Origin of the sequence: Pseudoalteromonas sp. SCSIO 43101, from assembly GCF_023650775.1 — a bacterium.
In the GTDB taxonomy this organism is placed as follows: Bacteria; Pseudomonadota; Gammaproteobacteria; order Enterobacterales; family Alteromonadaceae; genus Pseudoalteromonas; species Pseudoalteromonas apostichopi.
Window position 1 is genome coordinate 2,698,362 of sequence record NZ_CP072673.1, and the last position, 17,994, is coordinate 2,716,355.

Below are 17,994 nucleotides of genomic sequence, written 5' to 3' on the forward strand. Positions count from 1 at the left end.
CCGTTTATTGCTGTGCTTGCATTGCAAAATCAATTTGTTCGTAATTAAAGCCTCGATACATCAAGTAGCGTACACGTTTCGCTCTTTCTTTATGGTCGAGTTCTTTACCTGAATTTGAAAACTTCTTTAAATATGCGTCCTGCGCGAGTTCGAACCAATCGACTTCGAACTCCTCGAGCGTCTTATCTAATAATGCTCGGTCTATCCCTTTTGCCATTGCTTCGCTCTGAATGCGTTTTGCACCATGATACTTAGCTAAATGGCGGCGTACAAACCCTTCACAGTAGCGCTGTTCGTTGATAAAGTTGTGTGACTCACACCAGTCTAACAAGCGTTCTGTGAACTCCGGCGACGCCTCTTTTTGCAGTAACTTTCGTGTTAAATCTCGACGCGAATAATCTTGTCGAGACAGTAACCAAAGTACATAATTCTTTAACTTTTGTTCTTTATCATCCATTACGCGTCAAAGCGTCCTGATTGTGACTGTGCTGCAGGTGCTTTTGTTTGGTCATCACCTTTTGGCACAACCGGCATAAAAATAGCCTGAAAAGACACAAAGAAACTAATGTAACAAATTGGCATTAAAACCAATAGAGGAATAAATGATAAAGGAATACAGATTACCATTAAAACGGCGCAAATTAGACCATAAACACTCAGTGGCGCCATATTATGGTAAAACACCATGAATGAGGTTTTTAAAACCTGAAACATATTGCTTTGTTTTTGAAAGTAAACCAATGGCACTGCATAAGCAAAAGCTGTTAGATACACACAGATAGCCAATAGAAATACCGCAACTTGCCCCATTGAAATGGTTGCCAATAAATCTGTAATGTGTGTTTGGTTCTGCGGATCAAAAGTCTGGCTCGAAATAACTGCGTAGGCATCAGCAAAAATGAAATTAGAAAGTAAGGCTAATAAAATACCTGCTGCCATCTGATACACTGCAACGCGCACTAAACCTATACGGTTTCCTTTATTACTAAACGGCTTAAAGATATCAGCTTGGCTGATAGTCCCGCCTTGTTGTTTTGTTAATACAGCTTGATAAAAACCAGCCATCAAAAACGGGGTTACAAATGCACCAACAACTTGCAGTAAAGGTAGCAGCAATGCCAAAAAGCTAATTATCACGATTAGCAGGTGCATTAAAATAAAGGTAAACGGTTGCAGCTTAAAGATTTCCCATCCAGCTTTAAACCATTTAACGCCTGCACCTGCTTTAAAAATACGTACTTCGATCGACATAGTTTCTCATTCAATAACAACAAAACGCACCGAGTATAACTGGGTGCGCTACTTGTTTATAGTCACCTATAGTGAAAATTACTCAGGCTTTTTAATTTTTTTAATATCAAGCATGTGCGAGCCATGTTTGATTTTCGTTTCGAGGTAAGCTCGGTTACCTACCACACCCGCTTTGATGTGTGCATGAGTGCCAACCACCGACTCAACCTCAATGCCAGCATCACGCAGTGCTTTAAGCTTATTTGGGTTGTTTGTCATTAACTTAACGTGATTTAAGTTAAGCGCTTCTAACATTAACACTGCGTCTGAAAAGTCACGCAAATCGTCAGCAAAACCCAAGTGGTTATTCGCTTCGTAAGTATTCATGCCTTGTGACTGCAATACATACGCATCAATTTTATTGTATAAACCAATGCCACGGCCTTCTTGGCGTAAATATAATAAAATGCCACCTTGCTGGTGCATCATTTCGATACACTCATTTAATTGCTCACCACAATCACAACGAGACGAGTGAAATACATCTCCCGTTAAACATTCTGAATGCATACGAATTAATGGTACGTCTTGCTCTGTGTCGGCTTGATTAAAAACTAAAGCAACATGCTCTTGGCCATCTTTTAAGCCACTGAAAGATACGATTTCTGCAGGGATATCACTGTTTTTGCCAACATTCAGCTGGACTCTTGCTCTTACTTGCGCCACGACAAATCCAAATTAAAAAATAAATGCGATACTGCAAATGTGATTACAACAGCTTGAAGGTTGTAAGGATGCAACATACGACGAGTGATAACTAATATTGAGGCAGTTACCAGCAATTCAAGTATTATACACTCAAACCACCCCAAGATACGAGCTTTGCGCCTCGCTTTAGTGGCGCTAATAAAGTACCTTAAAAGCTCTACCCTCTACAGCTAGGCTATTGAATTAAAAAAATTACTTAATAAACCTTTGCAGATATTCGAAAAAATAGATTAGTTTAATCTCAATAAACCGCTAAGCCTTTTTTCAAACCATTAATAAAAACAACAATAATAGGGAATATTATGAAAAAAGCCTTCGTGCTAATTTGTAGCGCCCTGCGACTAAGCCTGCCAATCATCAGTTCAACGAATCATACTTCGTACCTTAAACCTTAACAGTGACACATCGAGTGTAATTTGCTACCTTGCACCTAATGATGATAATAATTATCATCAACAAGTATTAATCCCCCCTTCTCTGGGCAAAATAATAAGGACTATTATGAAAAAAAGCTCACTTGCCTTATGCATTACACTACTGTTTAGCCAGCAAGGCATTGCCAATGAAACGACCACCCAAGAATTTAACGAGACCTACCGCGCTTATGTCGCCGCTGTAGAAAATAAGCAAGACAGTAGTGAGCTTGCCAAAAAAGCGTTTGAGCTTGGCAAAGAAATTTATGGAGAAAGCGCCGACAACACCGCTAATCTTGCTATTAACTATGCAAACAGCCTTGCTGAATACAAACAAGAACAACGCTTTGAGTTATATCGTACAGCCTACGAAATACTAGAACAAAACCATGGCAAGCTAAGTGTACAAGTGTATGACTCATTAATCGGCATGGCAGAATCAACTCCCTCAGCAAAGCGTGCTGATACATATCTTGATGATGTCATTGCTATTGCTGAAAAACAAAACTCAGCCAAGCTTGTTGCAGATGCAAAAATGACCGCCGCTCGTATCCTCGCTTACAAAGGTAGTGGCGAGCGCTATTACACAGCAAAGGAATATCTTGAAGAAGCCGATAAGTACTACCAAGAAAACTTACCAAATAACGCAGTTGATCGGATCAGTGCAGACTTTTTAGTTGCCGCATTTGCAGAAAATCAACGTAAATACAGCACCGCCATTGAACGTTTAAATCACGTAGTTAGTGTATTTGATCAAGAGTTAGACTTTGATCATCAAACCGAATTAAACGCCCATTCAAAGCTAGTTCACTTATACGAAAAAACAGGTAAAAGCGACGAAGCAACTAAACATTGCTTAGCGATAGCGAAAATGGTGCCATGGAAAGAGAGTCAAGAACAAGAACCGTTATACCGCGTGCATCCTAAATATCCAAAATCAAAAGTTCAACGTATGGAAGATGGCAGTGTCGTAATGGAGTTTGAAGTAACCCCGTCTGGCTTTGTAGACAACATAACTGTGGTAGGTTCTGAGGGTGGCTCTGCATTTGAAAGAGAAGCGGTTAAAGCAGTAAAACAATGGCGTTATGCCCCTAAGTTTGAAAACGGTCAAGCGATTGCTGCGACTTCTCGTGTGCAATTAGACTTTAAAATCAACAACTAAATAACAGGGTCGCAATGCGACCCTTTTTTATACCAATTCGCTTTATTAAGTGATCTATTTTGAGGCAAGAAAACCTCGTTGATAGCAAGGCAAAAATTTCGTTATTTAGTTGTTCTAAATCAGAAATTTTTAACGTAGATAGCGACAGGTTTAATCCCTCAAAATGATTAAGTATTATTGCGGATTGGTATCATAGCTTTTTAAGCAGGTTATCGGCTGCATCCTCAATTAAATCGAGTACCTTTTCAAAGCCTTGATCGCCACCATAATAGGGATCGGGAATTTCGCTCTCTCCTGCATCACCATGACTTAAAAACAGCGACAATTTATATTGTAAGTGCTCTGGGCACATGGCATGTAAATCAGCAAGATTTTGCTTGTCGGCTGCGAGAATTAAGTCAAACTCATGAAAATCAGCTTGAGCCACTGGTCGCGAATAAATCCCTTTAAAACTATAACCGCGCTTTTCAGCTGCTGCTTTTGAGCGTGAATCTGGAGGATTACCTTGGTGGTAACCAATGGTGCCAGCAGAATCAACTTTGACATTGACACCCAGCGCCTTAGCACGACTTCTAAGTACCGCTTCAGCAGTAGGTGAACGGCAAATGTTGCCTAAGCAAACAATCAAAACCTTTTTCATTATTCGTCCTTAAAATTGCTTTAAGATTGACTCATCATAACGTTCTGCATCAAGAGTAAGGTTGTATTTATCTGCAACATTATCAAGCTCTGCCTGCTTAATTGCCAGCTCATCCATGGTAATGGTGTTGTCATCGAGCTGCCATAACAAACGCGAACCAGCATAGCTGTATTGAATTGCTAATAAAGCATCTGCATTGCCTTCACGCCCTGCTGCTTTTAACTTTGGCATTTTACGGGTGATTTTATTAAGGGCTTTTTTAAGCTCCCACACATACACTATTTCAGTCATGTAATCATGATTGCGGTATTTATTAAGCACAAAGCCCACCAGCAAACTACACACAACAACACCTAATAGGTTCCAATGAAAATGACTACCGCTTGAGTCAGGGAATAACGCAATTAGCGTTTGTGAAATGGCTAAACTGCCAATGGCTAAAGCAATTACACAGGCAATAATCACTTGGTTTAAATGTTTACGGTAACGTGCTTTGTCTATTTGAATAAGTTTCATAACAACCTAAAAAGTCACACTAAAATTAGTGAAGAAATAAAAAGTGAAAAAAAATTTCACCCCTTTTTTATTTGCCAGCCGTTTTAGCTATGAAAGCAATTATCCAAAGAGGAACGGCTATGCATACTTTACCACTAAACTCAGCAAGCTTGAATAACAGCAAGGCGGCTTTAAAGACAACCGCAGCAATTATTGGCGGCGGTGTCATGACCTTTGCAGCATTTGCATTTATGCAGTACTTAATTTCTGCTGAGCAAAGAGCCGATGTAAAAACAGGCCCAGATATCACGGTTGAAATTTATGAAGTACCCAAAGACTCAAAAGTACAAGTAAAGCAAACACTGCCGCCACCACCAACTGCAAAAATGCCACCAAAAACGCCACCACGCCCAGCGATTGATAACCCTGATACAGTTGTGGTAGCAGATTTAACACCAACGATGACATTCGATAACATTGGCGACACGCTAAGCAAAAGCATTAATCAACCAACGGGAGATGCAACGCCAATTGTGCGCATAAACCCTAAGTACCCACCAGTAGCAGCTCGTGATGGCATTGAGGGCTGGGTACAAATTAGCTTTAGCATTTCACCGACTGGCGAAGTGATTAACCCTGTTATTATTGATGCTGAGCCTAAGCGAGTGTTTGACCGTGAAGCAATTCGCGCTATTAAACGTTGGAAATATCGCCCTAAAGTTGTTGAAGGTGTGGCACAATTACAAGCAAACCAAAGTGTTCAACTTGATTTTAAAATAGATGGATAACTGCCTATGCTAATGAGCATCAAGACATGGTTATTTGACAAGCCAAACACAGATTGTTTGGCGCAGTATGCCAAAACGGGCGACAACCGTTACCTTAACCAACTCGTTGCTCAATACGGGAACGATCTTTATCACTACCTAGTCACCCAAAGTGATAAAGATCTGGCCCTCGATATATGCCAGCAAACCTGGTTAAAAGTCATTGATAAACGCGACTTTTACAATGTTCAGAACAACCCAAAAGCGTGGCTTTTCCGGTTAGCACGTAATTTATTAATTGATGAATTTCGTAAGCAACAAAAGTTCGTTGAGTTAGAAGACAACCAACTATTTACTGAATGTCAGGATACAAGTTATCACTACGACTACGAAGCCTTTGATAAAGCACTAATGGCACTTAGCTTTGTACAACGTGAAGCGCTGACCTTACAACAAGAAGGCTTTAGTCTCGAAGATATTGTTGCTATCACACAAAGTAACCCAGAGACCATTAAAACTCGGCTGCGATATGCCCGTCAAAACCTGAAACAACAACTAGGAGGCCATCATGAAGCGTAACGACGAGCAACTCGATACTGATTTAAAAGCACATTTTCAAAAGCGTAAAGCACAGCACAGCTTAAGCAGCGACGAGCTTTCACACATGCAAAAACCACAGTCAGCCACACCAACACCACAGCGCTTTTTAGGCCTACAAATGACCGGAGTTTTTGCTGCTTTAGCCATTCTTGGCTTTGTCATGCTGCAATACAACAACCGCGAGTTAACCGATGTTTATGCGGTGGATTTATCAGATTATCAATGGCTTGAGGTACACGAACTCGACGCCAAAGGCAGCTATGTGAGTAACCTTAAACAACAAAAACAAAACCTAGATACTAACTACCAACAAGCACTTGCTAATCACCAAGCCCGCACCAGCTTCACAGGGCGTTTAGTAAGCGTTGATAACGACTGGTATATCGCCGACTGCGAGCAAAATGTCCTTGTACAAATAAAACAATCACTCCTTAAAGAGCTACAAAAACACGGCACACTCGATACCCACATTCACCAAGGTGATCTACTCGCTCTAGACCAAAACAAACAAGGCCAAATCATCGCACTCAAACAGCTAACCCATGAGGCGGAAAAGTGTAAAGCTTAAAAGCAGCGGTCAGCTCTCAGCCGTCAGCTATCAGATTTAAAACAAGTTAGCGAGTTACAAGGGGAAAGAGTAAAGGAGTACCGTAGGCGTGAAATTTATTTCGCGCGATGGTTCAACGAGCCATCAGCTTTCAGCCGTCAGCTCTCAGATTTAAAACAAGTTAGCGGGCTACAAGAGTAAAGTCGCAAGTTTTTAAGTAGCAGCGGGTTTACCCCGCGTAGTTAGTTTTCAGATGTCAGATCATTCTTCTGACATCTGATACCTAATATCAATCTCACTCCCCTACCTTCGGTAGAATGCTTTTACTAATCACTTCAAATTTACCTAGGTCTATCAGCATTGAGTAAACTTCATCGTTGTTAATAAATACAACGAATAAATTGCCTTCAGCATTGAGGTTAGACTCTACAATGCGGTTGTAACCTGAAATAACTTCGCTGTAGTTTGAGCCATCAATCTTGCTTAGCGCGAAGGTGCGCTTATCTTTGCCATCGAGCAGTTTGTCGTTGTTGGTATCGTTTTTGATAACTTCATACGAAACTGCCTTAGGAGCATAGACTTTTTGCTCCTTGTAAGGACGAGTATCAAACTCTTTGTAATGGCTTAAAGCACCAAACTCTATGATCAACTGATCCGTTGTGTTAAATAGCCACTTAGCGTGATTGGTTTTGTCATTAAGAAACAAGATGTTCTTTGAGCGCGTAGGTCTGTATTTATAACCACCGCTAAAATTATTGTAAACTGTTACGTCAGCTTTCACCTCAATATCCAGTTTTTCTGATTCCAACGGGATAAAGTAAAAATCACTCCCCTCGACCTTACGGGGGTAACCCAGTTTCCACTTTTCTTGCTGCTTTTCATCTTCAGCTAAGTTTAGTGTTTGTTGCTGTACATAGTTATCGGACTTTAGTAAGTAAGCAACAAAGTTATACCCTATTGCTGCTGCTCCAATGATTAAGCCTAAAAGTAAAATTAGGCCGTTAACATTCCACACCCATTTAAAAAACTTTTCTGACTTCATACGACTTGTTAAATCCTTTTAAGAATAAGAACTTGCTAAGCTAGCAGGTATCCACAAGCAAAGCTAGACTGAGAGCCATCAACTTTCAGGCTGACGGCTGACGGCTGACGGCTGACGGCTGACGGCTGACGGCTGACGGCAATACTCCGCTCTTTACCTCGCTTTTCCTACCAATAATCGCACATTGCTCTAATGTTAATAACACTTTAATGCTGAACCAGCTAGGCTAGTAACATCGTGTTTAAATATTATGGAGTTACCATGAAAAGGTCTTTGTTTAACAGTTTAATCATCGCCTCGATTAGCTTGCCGAGTTTGCAAGCCTGTGCCCAGCCGGAGCAAAAAATTCCTCTGGATGCTAGCGCTAATAACTACAAACTAGAATTAGTAAGCGAAGGAATTCAAATACCTTGGGGTATGGCTTGGCTTAACGAGCGCGACTTACTCGTTACCGATAGACGTGGTGAGCTTAGGTTAATTCGTGATGGCAAACTCGTTGAGCAAACAGTTAAAGGAACACCTAAAGTACATGATGAAGGTCAAGGGGGCTTATTAGACATAGAGCTTGATCCGAACTTTACCGAAAATGGCTGGATTTACTTTTCGTACTCGGGCTATGAAGGCGATGGTGAGGGTTACAATACCTCGATTATGCGCGCCCGCTTTAAAGATATGACGCTCGTCGATCAGCAATTATTGTTTGATGGCGAGCCAAATATTAAAACAGCAAAACACTATGGTTCACGTATTGAGTTCGACAAAGAAGGTTACTTGTACTTCTCTATTGGCGACCGTGGCAAAAGAGACGTTCACCCACAAAGCCTTGACTATGATGCAGGCAAAATTCACCGTATCAATAGCGATGGTTCTATCCCTAAATCAAACCCGTTTTATAACCATAAAACAACTCACAAAAGCATTTATTCATATGGACACCGAAACCCTCAAGGTATGGCAATGCACCCTGAAACGGGGGTTATATGGAGTCATGAACATGGCCCTCGTGGCGGCGATGAAATCAATATAGTTAAAGCAGGTGCAAACTATGGTTGGCCTGAGATCACTTATGGGATCAACTATATTGGTACAAAAATTACCGACGAAACCAGTCGCGATGGAATGGAACAACCTGATTGGTATTGGGTACCTTCAATTGCCCCATCAGGCATGGAGTTTATCATCAGTGATAAATACCCACAGTGGCAAGGTCAAATTGCCGTAGGCTCGATGAAGTTTGGTCACCTTGTTTTGGTGAAACTTGATGGTAACAAAGTAATAGGCCACAGCAAGGTATTTGAAGGTGTAGGTCGTGTGCGCAGCCTTGCCACCCATCCTAATGGTGATTTATATCTTGGTGTTGATGGTGTGGGTGTTTATAAGGTTGTACCGAAAATATAGCTTTCAGTTTTCAGCCGTCAGCTATCAGATTTAATACAAGGTAGCGAGTTACAAGAGTAAAGTCGCAAGCTTTTAGGTAACAGCGGGTTTACCCCTCGTAGGCGTGAAATTTATTTCGCGCGATGGTTCAAAGAGCCATCAGCTTTCAGCCGTCAGCTATCAGATTTAAAACAAGTTAGCGAGTTACAAGGGGAAAGAGTAAAGGAATACCGTAGGCGTGAAATTTATTTCGCACGATGGTTCAACGAGCCATCAGCTTTCAAACTGACGGCTGACGGCTGACGGCTATCAAACTTGAATATGCGAGTCATCGAAATTCAAGCAATAAAAAACCACAGACTCCCTCTGTGGTTTTTTACTTATAACTTAAGACTTAAAGCTCAAAGCTCAAAGCTCAAAGCTATTACTTATAAAACAATAATACTCGTCACTAGGTAAGCGATGAAAGTTAATGCGCCGCCGAATAAGGCGTATGGCATTTGGGTTTTAACGTGAGTTAATAGATCACACCCAGATGCAATGGCCGACACCGCGCTGGTATCTGAGATTGGCGAGCAGTGATCGCCAAACACACCACCACCTAAAATAGCCGCAATGACCAATGAAGGTGGTAACCCTAAAGCTTGAATGAGCGGTACACCAATCGGAATAAGAATTGCGAAAGTGCCCCACGAGGTACCTGTGGTAAATGAAATCACCGCACCGGTTAAAAACAGTACTGGCACAACCAAGTATATAGGTAAGAAATCACCCACAAGGCCTGCTACAAACACACCTGTACCTAAATCTTTTAAGCTGGTGCCTAAGGTCAGCGATAACAATACAATAGCAACCAGTGGTAACAGCTCTCCCATACCTTTAAAGCCGATATCCACCAGCTTATGGTGAGTAAAGTCACGAGAGCTGATCATTAAGAAGTAAGCTACAACACACGCTAAAATAGTTGCATACAGCACTGATTTAGAACCACTGCCACTGGCAATATCACCATCGCCAGTCCAGAACATAAAGCCAACCATACTACCAATTAAAGTAATAAGCGGAACAAGCATATAACGCGCTTTTGAGCCTTTAACTTCTTCAGTCAGTTCGGTTTCTTGTTGTTCAATATTTTCTTCAGCTTGCTTTAATGGGCCATGTACCTTGTCAAAAGTAATAGTGTAAAACACGATGAGCAAAGTAATAATGGCGTAAAAGTTATAGCCAATACTGCCCCACAATACCGATACCGCCGACTCTTCCATATCGTAATTGCCAAGTAGGCCCAGCACGTAAGCGCCCCAGCCATTTAGCAAGATTAAGATACACACAGGTGCGCTGGTACTGTCGATAATATAAGCAAGGCGTGCTCGGCTCATTTTGAATTTATCGAATAAACCACGCGATAAAATCCCCGAGGTTAATACACTTAAGTTCGATTCAATGAATACCGCAATACCTGAGAACATGGTTAAGTAACCCACTTGGCGCTTACTTTTGGCAACCCCTTTGTTCATCAGTAAATTAACTGTAGCAGCCACACCGCCAGATTCACGAATGTAAGCAAGTAAAGCACCAATTAGAATACTAAAGATAAGGATACGGCTATTACCAGGGGAGCTGGCAACTTCAATAACTCGCTCAATGGTATTGATAAAGGTGAAAAACAAGGTATTACCTTCACCATTCAGAGCAAGTAAAAACTCAGACGACGCAACCGCGACCAATAACGCCATGATCACTTCTTTGCGCCAAAACACAATTAAGATAGCAATCAAGGGTGGTAAAATTGAATACCAAGACATAAAAACCCTTTTAAATTAAGAACAACATTTTATTTTTATTATGCGAAAACTCGCTAAGCTTAATGGCTTTGCCACTAAACTCAACTTAATTCGACTAGTGATTTAATATACTCTCATAAATCAGTGAGATAATAGAGCCATACTTACCCGTTTCGAAACGTTTGCCAACAAACTCGTAATTTTCTTGCGAACCTTCAATAGGTGTATGACGAGCATTAGTTAGTAGTACGATGGCAAGGTCATACTCGGGATCTATTACGGTTACAGTGCCAGTCCAGCCTGTATGACCAAAAGCTCGCGGGCTGGCATAAGGGCCAAAATGCCATTTACGCGCTTGATGCCCCGCTCGTCGCCACCCTAAGCCATAGGTCTCATCACTCGCCTCTGGCTTTGTAAATTGTTCGAGTACTTGCGGTGTAAAAATCTGCTTGTTATCGTAGCCGCCACCATTAAGTAGTACTTGCATTAACACTGACAAGTCACTGGCGGTACTAAAAAGCCCTGCATGTCCTGCTACGCCACCCAAGGCATAAAACGCTTTTTCGTCATGTACTTCACCTTGTAGTACATCTGTACGAATATTTTCAAACTCGATGCGTCCACCTCGGGTGTTACCATTAATCTCAGTGGCGGCAATTTGTGAGGCTAGAAAACCTTTTTGCAGCGGGTTATAAACTGTATGCGTTAAACCAAGCGGCTGATAAATTTGGCTTTCAACATAAGTATCGAGCGCCATACCACTAATGCGTTCAACCAGTACACCTAGCAACATATAATCGATATCAGAATATAAGTGTTTTACGTTACGGCCAGCGACGAAAGGGACGCCAGTTAATAGCAGGTTTTTAGTACGCAGGCTGTTTTGCGAAAAAAAGCGCTCACCAAATTTATTATCTTTGCGATGAAAATCAACCACTGCAGGGTAACCCGCACTGTGTGTGAGTAAATCTTTTACTAAGCGCTGCTCACGCCCGCTGCCTCTAAATTCTGGCAGGTAATAAAATAAAGGTTTCTCTACGTCTAGTTTACCTTCGCTGGCAAGCTTCATGAGTGCAAAGTTAGTGGCAAACATTTTTGAGTTTGAAGCTATATCAAACAAGGTATCGTTTTGCATGGCTTGTGGGCTGTTAAGCTCACTGCCATCAGCATGATACTTCTTAGCCGCACCATAATGGCTTAATTTAATCAGTTTGCCATCTTTAACAACGGCAAGTACAGCGCCCGGAAAGCCCTCTTGAATCTCTTGATTTATTAATTCATCAACGGCAGTAAAGCGTTTTTGAGAGCTGCTTTTGTCCAGCTTTGGATAGGGAAAACGTAAGGTTAAGCTTGCCCCCTCAGGCAATACATTCTCTACTTTATAAGTGTTAATGCCATTATGGGTACGCTTAGCTAAACTGTATTGATATATTTTTTCAGCTGTTAATGGCGATGCTATATTAATTTTTTCGCCATTTATAAAAATGTCAGCACTGGTTGCATCCTGATTTTCAATGATGATCTCCCCGCGACCTTTATAAGCTGTAAATGTACCTCTGTCGTTAACAAGCGCGCGACTACTCGGATCAAGTGCTGGAATACGCACTACAACTTGTGCATTAGCCAGTGTTTTTGGCTCTGGCTCAACCGCTTGCTGTTGCTGCTGATATTCTTGAAATAACCGCTCACTCTTTTTAGGAAAGTATTTATCTAATAACGCAAAAAGCACAGCGGCACTTCTTGCATCATTATTACCGCTTACATGCCAAGGCAAAAAGTGCATTTGAAAAGCACTTAAGGCATCGAGCGTTTGCGAGTCAAGCTGACCCGTTGCAATCACCTCATAGCCGTAACTGCGCAATGCTTTTTGCATTAATTCAACAGAAGGCTTTGATGCACTAAATAGCTGCCAATATTTATCAACAGTGTCGCTTTCATACCACGCACCGATACCAGCTTTATACAGTTGATACCAAGGAAAACGCGGACCAGGGTCGTTCTTACGGCTTGGGGCAATATCAGAATGGCCAATCACTTGAGTTGGGCCAATATCAGGGTTACGAGCAAGAATATCTTTGCTTAGCTTTATTAGTAGTTCTATTTGCTTGGCGTCATAGTCTGGAAAAATACATAACTTGCTAGCGTCGTTTTCCATCGCAAGCTTAGTTTGCTCAGGAATATGACAGGTTGGTACATTCACTATTTCAATACCAATTGAATGGTCATTTAAATCTTCTCGGCCTTGCCAAAAACTGCGTCCGGCGTGCCATGCTCTGTCTTTTTCATCAACGAGCTGAATAATTTCTAAATCGTCTTTTGGATAACTTGGATCGCCTGACTCAGGTAATAAATAATGAGAGCTCAAGCCCCCTTCATCGACTAAAGCGTGCATTGATTTTTCGTAATCAATGGCGGTGTAATGCATTACTAAAAACTTAACACGGTGGCTATAATTAGCTGACTGTGTGTAGGTATATGGATTACTGGCACAGCTTACTAATAATGCCGCACTACTGAGATAACACAGCTGTTTAAGAAATGTTTTCAAAGGGGTAAAACTCATAACAGATTCATACCTGATGATTTAAGCGTTGACGATTCTCAGCAATACAGTAGCAACACCTACTTAACATGTAAAATATTTTATTTCACAAATAAAAAATAAAAAGCATATATTATCGATAAGCTACTAAAAATAGAGCTATCTCAATAATTAGTGTTGTATCTATTATGGAATAAAACTATATTATTCCATCTAAATTAAGAAAAATATTCCAAACTTAGGTTAGCTAAAACAAAAATAAGTCGTCGTGTTAAGCAAACAATGCGCCCAAGCCCTGTGTTTATAATTGAACCATTGCTTTGCGTTTTGACTAAGTTAAGCAAACAAAGTGAGCCCTATGTCTACTTTTGTAAAAATAAAAGCCTTACGTCAATCTCTATCGAGCAGCGAAGCCAAGCTTGCTGACTTTACGTTAAATTCAGCGAATGCTATTCGTAATTTATCATCGGTTGAACTAGCAAAAGTGGTTGGTGTAAGCCAATCAAGTGTGGTGAAGTTTTCACAAAAATTAGGTTATAAAGGCTTTCCTGCTTTTAAGCTTGCGGTAATTGATGCCCTTAATGATGAAAGCAGCGAACCTAAGCTACATGGTAAAATCACCCTTAATGACTCGCTAGAGCAAATCGCCGAAAAGCTATTAAGCAGTAAACTGGCGGTATTAACCGAAACCAAGAACCTAAACGAAGCGCCGGCAGTCGAAAAAGCAGTAGAGCTATTAAAATCTGCAAAACGCATTCTAATTTGTGGTTTAGGTGGCTCGGCTCTGGTTGCAAAAGATTTTTCTTATAAATTACAAAAACTCGGTATGCCAGCAATTGCGGAGCCGGATGGGCACGCACAACTTGCGTATGTGGCGACGTTTTCAAAAGGTGATTTGGTCATTGCGATAAGTGAATCAGGTATGACTCGCGAAATTGCCGAAGTTGTAAAGCAAGCCAAGAAAAATTCAAGCTCGGTGATCTCAGTCACAAAATTTGGTAGTAGCCTTGTAGCCGACTCAGCAGATGTAAAGCTTTATTCGGTTGCTGAAGGCGAATCTGTGCGTTTATCATCAATTTTAGCGCGTACGGCACAAGATTTTGTAATCGACATTTTGTTTATCGCCCTAACGCAATCGAGCCGCCAAGGTCGCAAGTTACTAGAACATTCTAATGAAGTTGTTGGGGAATTTAAGAATAACTAATTTCTTATTTTCTACGATAAGAACACAAATAAGCAGCTCTGGCTGCTTTTTTAGTGCCTGAATTTTACCTTAAATTAACGACTCAATACTGCCTTCACCCCATATAATGCTTCTGTTAAACCACTGACTAAGAAGTCATAATTTCTTACAAAATTGTACTAAGAATAAATTAGCACCCTGCTAAAGCAAGTCATTACTGAGCTTTACCTAAAATCGGTTATATATTTTATTCCTAAAAACCAACCTTTAAATGAAAAAATATTCTTGACCAACTTAGATAACACCTGTTTAATATGTGGGCAACATAATTTTAAAGTTCATAAGTCTCAATTGGGTAAGTAGTCCAGCAAAGCATATAAATATAAGGACGGGAAACAATGAAACAACATGCATCCACACTCGCAATGAGCTATATAGCAAAAGCGACAAGCAATGCACTTCGCGCAAAGAAAACAGCCTTCACCGGTGTTGTTATGGCCGCAGCTCTAGCCAGCGCGCCAGCCTTTGCAAATCTAACCGGCGGGATCAAAGGTAAAGTATCATCACCTAAAGCGCAGCAGTCACTGGCGGGGATCACAGTTACAGCAAAAAGTAATGTGATGCCAAAACCACGTACAGTCGTTACGCGAGAAGATGGCAGCTACGACTTACCGCAATTAAAACCAGGTACTTATGAACTGACTTTCACTGATAAAAACGGTGTAACTCAAACCATGACTGTCGACGTTTTACTTGAGCAAACATCAAGCTTAAATGTCACTATGGGCGGTGCTAACGAAAACGTTGAAGTCATTACAGTTACTGGCAGTAAATTATTCCGCCAAGGTAAGTCTGCACTGACTAACTCATTAGGCGAAGAAGCAATCAACAGCGTGCCAGTTGGTCAAGATTACCGTGACCTACTAAAACTTGTTCCGGGTGTTGAGCTATCAGAAAATGCAACGCTTGGTCCATCAGCAGGTGGTTCGGGTGTTGATAACTCTTACGGCTTTGACGGCGTAGATGTTTCACTCCCAATGTTTGGTAACTTAGCATCTGAGCCATCAACCCATGACGTTGCTTACGTTACTATGGACCGCGGTGGTGCAAAAGCCGTTGGCTTTAACCGCTCAGGTGGTTTCTCAATTAACACTGTATCAAAATCAGGTACTGACGAATTCCACGGCAATGTTGAATACAAAGTTCAACCTAAGAGTTTAGTGGCAACACCAACAGGTCAAGAAAGCTATGAGCTAGATAAAAGCTGGTTAACAGCAAGTTTAGGCGGCCCGCTTATTGAAGATACCTTGTATTTTTATACATCTTATTATCGTCCTGAAGAAACTCGTACTAATAAAGATACAGCCTATGGTGAAGTAAAAGACTATAAAAATGTCCGAGATGAATACTTTGGTAAGTTAACCTGGGCACCTACTGACGATATTTTACTTAATATTTCACAGCGTACCTCAGAGAAAACTATCGAAGGTCGCTCTGTTGGCGCTTACGAAACTGATAGTGTTTCTGCTGGTGATGAAGCCGACCAAGATATCTTTACCTTAGATGGTTCGTGGCTTTTAGGTGATGCAACAACTCTTTCATTCCAATACAGTAAATTAGAGATAGAGTCTGGTACCACTCCGGATACAAAACTATCTGTAGTACCATCGTTAACGGGTCAACTTGACTTAAGTAATCTAACTGAAATGGGTTACTTCAGTGTACCAAGCTTATTAGATGCTGATGATAACTACACTGCGGAACAAATTGCTGCATATAATGCAGGCGCTGCACCACTAATTGCACAATACGGTTATACCGAAGATGGGCAAATGCGAGGTGGCGGCGGTGTTGGTGCGTATTACCAATACGATAATATCGACTTTTACCGTGATAGCTTTGAGTTAAATCTAGAACATGAATTTAGCTGGGGCGATAGTTACCATACATTACATTTAGGTGGTGAATGGAAAGAAAGTAAAGAAGTACTGTCTCGCCTTTCAAATGGTTGGGGTAGAATTTCTTATGTTGGCGGCCTAGATGAAAGCTTAGAAGAAGGCAGCTCTGCGCCGGTTATTTACCGTGCTCGCGTGCAACAAATGAGCTTAGTAGCAGGTGGCGATGCGGTTTCTGCTATTAACTCAGAAATGGAAACCCTTAACTTCGAAATCAACGACACCATTGAAGTAGGTGATTGGACTTACAATGTGGGTGTGTTAGTGAGCCGCGATACTTGGTATGGCCAAGGCCTTAAATCGGCATCTGGTACCCTCTCTGGTTATGAGTTAGCACCAGGCGAAAAATACGAAATGTATCAAACAGATTGGACAGATATGATCCAGCCTCGTTTAGGTGTGAATTGGAATTATGCAGATCAAGACTCTGTATTTGCTAACTTCTCAATGTATAACCCTGAAGCAAGCTCATTAGCGCGTGCAGCCTCTTGGGACCGTAATACCCGTGCCGAAATCGAAGTTGAATTTGATGAAGCGGGTAAAGTAATTTACGCAGAACCACGTCAAGGTTCATCTGGTAAAGTATTTGCTGATGATTTAACGCCTCGTCAAATCAAAGAGTTTACACTTGGTACCACTAAATATGTGGGTTCTGATTTAGTATTACGTGCTCATGTTCGTCACCGTAAGGCATCGCATTTCTGGGAAGATATGCCAAATAACGCGCGCTTAACTGACTACTCTGGCGTTGATGCTGAAGGCGTACCACAACATATTGCAGATAAAGGCCTTTATGTCGATAACCTCGCTGAAATCCGCGATGAAATTGGTGGTTCATCTTATGTTATTGCCGAAGTAGATGGCGGCGAGACTAAATATTGGGAAGCAAGCATCGAAGCTGAATACCTAGGTGAAAACAGCTATATCAATGCTTCTTATGTTTGGAGTCATTACTACGGTAACTTCGACCAAGATAACACCACAGCAACAACAGATGCGAATACCTTCATTGGTTCATCAAACTATGGTGATGGCCGTGGTCGTTACCCTTGGGATTACAAATACGGCACATTATCAGGTGATAAACCGCATAAAGTAAAAGTCTATGGTTACTATACAGTGCCATGGGATGCAAACATTGGTGCATACTTTGTATTCCAGTCGGGTAAACCTTGGGAAGCATGGGATGGTTCAATCTACGGTTACTCAAATGGCACAACGCGTTACAGCGAGCCTGCAGGCAGTCGTCGTAGCCCAAGCCATTGGCAACTTGACTTAAACTACACCCAAGACTTTAAGTTCTCAGGTGACATGGAACTACAATTCCGTGCTGATATCTTCAATGTATTTGACCGTCAAACAGGTTACAACAATAACCCATATGTCTCGTCAGAAACCTTTGGTGAATATCGTAACTACTACAGCCCACGTCGCGTGCAGCTGTCGTTTAACTTCAAGTTCTAAGTTAATTTATCCTGTTGGGGCCGCT

15 protein-coding genes are annotated in these 17,994 nt (G+C 41.3%); 7 read left to right on the forward strand and 8 right to left on the reverse strand.

The annotated features are described in order from the left end of the window. Positions 1 to 4 precede the first annotated feature (4 nt). The 3 genes from J8Z25_RS12540 to J8Z25_RS12550 form a co-directional block, all read right to left on the reverse strand. Entirely contained in the window at positions 5 to 457 is a 453-nt protein-coding gene (locus tag J8Z25_RS12540) for a regulatory protein RecX (RefSeq protein ID WP_130050819.1), read from the reverse strand. Continuing rightward, entirely contained in the window at positions 457 to 1,251 is a 795-nt protein-coding gene (locus J8Z25_RS12545; RefSeq protein ID WP_250661141.1) for a BPSS1780 family membrane protein, read from the reverse strand. The genes J8Z25_RS12540 and J8Z25_RS12545 overlap by 1 nt, the downstream gene beginning before the upstream one ends. Before the next feature lie 78 nt (positions 1,252 to 1,329). Continuing rightward, positions 1,330 to 1,956, reverse strand: a complete 627-nt coding sequence (locus J8Z25_RS12550; protein WP_130050817.1) for a GTP cyclohydrolase II — start codon at positions 1,954 to 1,956, stop codon at positions 1,330 to 1,332. Between the two features lie 543 nt (positions 1,957 to 2,499). On the opposite strand from J8Z25_RS12550, the gene J8Z25_RS12555 reads away from it, so the two are divergent. After that, positions 2,500 to 3,573, forward strand: coding sequence for an energy transducer TonB (locus J8Z25_RS12555; RefSeq protein WP_250661142.1), 1,074 nt, complete (start codon positions 2,500 to 2,502; stop codon positions 3,571 to 3,573). Positions 3,574 to 3,763: 190 nt separating this feature from the next. Here the strand turns inward: J8Z25_RS12555 and J8Z25_RS12560 are convergent, their stop codons facing one another. Then, positions 3,764 to 4,213, reverse strand: coding sequence for a low molecular weight protein-tyrosine-phosphatase (locus J8Z25_RS12560; protein WP_250661143.1), 450 nt, complete (start codon positions 4,211 to 4,213; stop codon positions 3,764 to 3,766). Positions 4,214 to 4,222: 9 nt separating this feature from the next. Further along, complete coding sequence (locus J8Z25_RS12565) at positions 4,223 to 4,729, reverse strand: DUF3087 domain-containing protein (protein ID WP_130050814.1); 507 nt, start codon at positions 4,727 to 4,729, stop codon at positions 4,223 to 4,225. Between the two features lie 119 nt (positions 4,730 to 4,848). Between J8Z25_RS12565 and J8Z25_RS12570 the strand changes: the two genes are divergently transcribed. The 3 genes from J8Z25_RS12570 to J8Z25_RS12580 are packed head-to-tail and all read left to right on the forward strand — an operon-like array spanning position 4,849 to position 6,643. Next, the gene (locus tag J8Z25_RS12570) at positions 4,849 to 5,496 is read left to right on the forward strand and encodes an energy transducer TonB (protein WP_250661144.1); all 648 of its coding nucleotides are present in this window, start codon (positions 4,849 to 4,851) and stop codon (positions 5,494 to 5,496) included. 6 nt (positions 5,497 to 5,502) lie between these two features. Continuing rightward, on the forward strand, positions 5,503 to 6,054 hold the full coding sequence (locus J8Z25_RS12575; RefSeq protein WP_250661145.1) for an RNA polymerase sigma factor: 552 nt from the start codon (positions 5,503 to 5,505) through the stop codon (positions 6,052 to 6,054). Next, positions 6,044 to 6,643 (forward strand): hypothetical protein, encoded by a 600-nt coding sequence (locus J8Z25_RS12580; protein WP_250661146.1) that lies wholly within the window; start codon positions 6,044 to 6,046, stop codon positions 6,641 to 6,643. The genes J8Z25_RS12575 and J8Z25_RS12580 overlap by 11 nt, the downstream gene beginning before the upstream one ends. Before the next feature lie 274 nt (positions 6,644 to 6,917). Here the strand turns inward: J8Z25_RS12580 and J8Z25_RS12585 are convergent, their stop codons facing one another. Beyond that, positions 6,918 to 7,664, reverse strand: coding sequence for a hypothetical protein (locus J8Z25_RS12585; protein ID WP_250661147.1), 747 nt, complete (start codon positions 7,662 to 7,664; stop codon positions 6,918 to 6,920). Between the two features lie 261 nt (positions 7,665 to 7,925). On the opposite strand from J8Z25_RS12585, the gene J8Z25_RS12590 reads away from it, so the two are divergent. Further along, positions 7,926 to 9,062, forward strand: coding sequence for a PQQ-dependent sugar dehydrogenase (locus J8Z25_RS12590; RefSeq protein WP_250661148.1), 1,137 nt, complete (start codon positions 7,926 to 7,928; stop codon positions 9,060 to 9,062). A 407-nt stretch (positions 9,063 to 9,469) separates the two neighbouring features. Here the strand turns inward: J8Z25_RS12590 and J8Z25_RS12595 are convergent, their stop codons facing one another. Further along, complete coding sequence (locus tag J8Z25_RS12595; RefSeq protein ID WP_250661149.1) at positions 9,470 to 10,846, reverse strand: Na+/H+ antiporter NhaC family protein; 1,377 nt, start codon at positions 10,844 to 10,846, stop codon at positions 9,470 to 9,472. A 94-nt stretch (positions 10,847 to 10,940) separates the two neighbouring features. After that, positions 10,941 to 13,388 carry a penicillin binding protein PBP4B gene (gene pbp4b / locus J8Z25_RS12600; RefSeq protein ID WP_250661150.1) on the reverse strand — a complete coding sequence of 816 codons (2,448 nt, stop codon included), beginning with the start codon at positions 13,386 to 13,388 and terminating at the stop codon, positions 10,941 to 10,943. Between the two features lie 337 nt (positions 13,389 to 13,725). Here pbp4b and J8Z25_RS12605 point away from each other — a divergent pair, with 337 nt between their 5' ends. Further along, positions 13,726 to 14,571, forward strand: a complete 846-nt coding sequence (locus tag J8Z25_RS12605) for a MurR/RpiR family transcriptional regulator (RefSeq protein ID WP_054560797.1) — start codon at positions 13,726 to 13,728, stop codon at positions 14,569 to 14,571. A 377-nt stretch (positions 14,572 to 14,948) separates the two neighbouring features. Further along, the gene (locus J8Z25_RS12610) at positions 14,949 to 17,969 is read left to right on the forward strand and encodes a carboxypeptidase regulatory-like domain-containing protein (RefSeq protein WP_250661151.1); all 3,021 of its coding nucleotides are present in this window, start codon (positions 14,949 to 14,951) and stop codon (positions 17,967 to 17,969) included. Positions 17,970 to 17,994 lie beyond the last annotated feature (25 nt).

Bases quoted from the DNA above. Each gene is read 5' to 3' on its own strand.
- J8Z25_RS12540 (WP_130050819.1), bottom strand. From the start codon at position 457: ATGGATGATAAAGAACAAAAGTTAAAGAATTATGTACTTTGGTTACTG.
- J8Z25_RS12545 (WP_250661141.1), bottom strand. From the start codon at position 1,251: ATGTCGATCGAAGTACGTATTTTTAAAGCAGGTGCAGGCGTTAAATGG.
- J8Z25_RS12555 (WP_250661142.1), top strand. From the start codon at position 2,500: ATGAAAAAAAGCTCACTTGCCTTATGCATTACACTACTGTTTAGCCAG.
- J8Z25_RS12560 (WP_250661143.1), bottom strand. From the start codon at position 4,213: ATGAAAAAGGTTTTGATTGTTTGCTTAGGCAACATTTGCCGTTCACCT.
- J8Z25_RS12565 (WP_130050814.1), bottom strand. From the start codon at position 4,729: ATGAAACTTATTCAAATAGACAAAGCACGTTACCGTAAACATTTAAAC.
- J8Z25_RS12570 (WP_250661144.1), top strand. From the start codon at position 4,849: ATGCATACTTTACCACTAAACTCAGCAAGCTTGAATAACAGCAAGGCG.
- J8Z25_RS12575 (WP_250661145.1), top strand. From the start codon at position 5,503: ATGCTAATGAGCATCAAGACATGGTTATTTGACAAGCCAAACACAGAT.
- J8Z25_RS12580 (WP_250661146.1), top strand. From the start codon at position 6,044: ATGAAGCGTAACGACGAGCAACTCGATACTGATTTAAAAGCACATTTT.
- J8Z25_RS12585 (WP_250661147.1), bottom strand. From the start codon at position 7,664: ATGAAGTCAGAAAAGTTTTTTAAATGGGTGTGGAATGTTAACGGCCTA.
- J8Z25_RS12590 (WP_250661148.1), top strand. From the start codon at position 7,926: ATGAAAAGGTCTTTGTTTAACAGTTTAATCATCGCCTCGATTAGCTTG.
- J8Z25_RS12595 (WP_250661149.1), bottom strand. From the start codon at position 10,846: ATGTCTTGGTATTCAATTTTACCACCCTTGATTGCTATCTTAATTGTG.
- pbp4b (WP_250661150.1), bottom strand. From the start codon at position 13,388: ATGAGTTTTACCCCTTTGAAAACATTTCTTAAACAGCTGTGTTATCTC.
- J8Z25_RS12605 (WP_054560797.1), top strand. From the start codon at position 13,726: ATGTCTACTTTTGTAAAAATAAAAGCCTTACGTCAATCTCTATCGAGC.
- J8Z25_RS12610 (WP_250661151.1), top strand. From the start codon at position 14,949: ATGAAACAACATGCATCCACACTCGCAATGAGCTATATAGCAAAAGCG.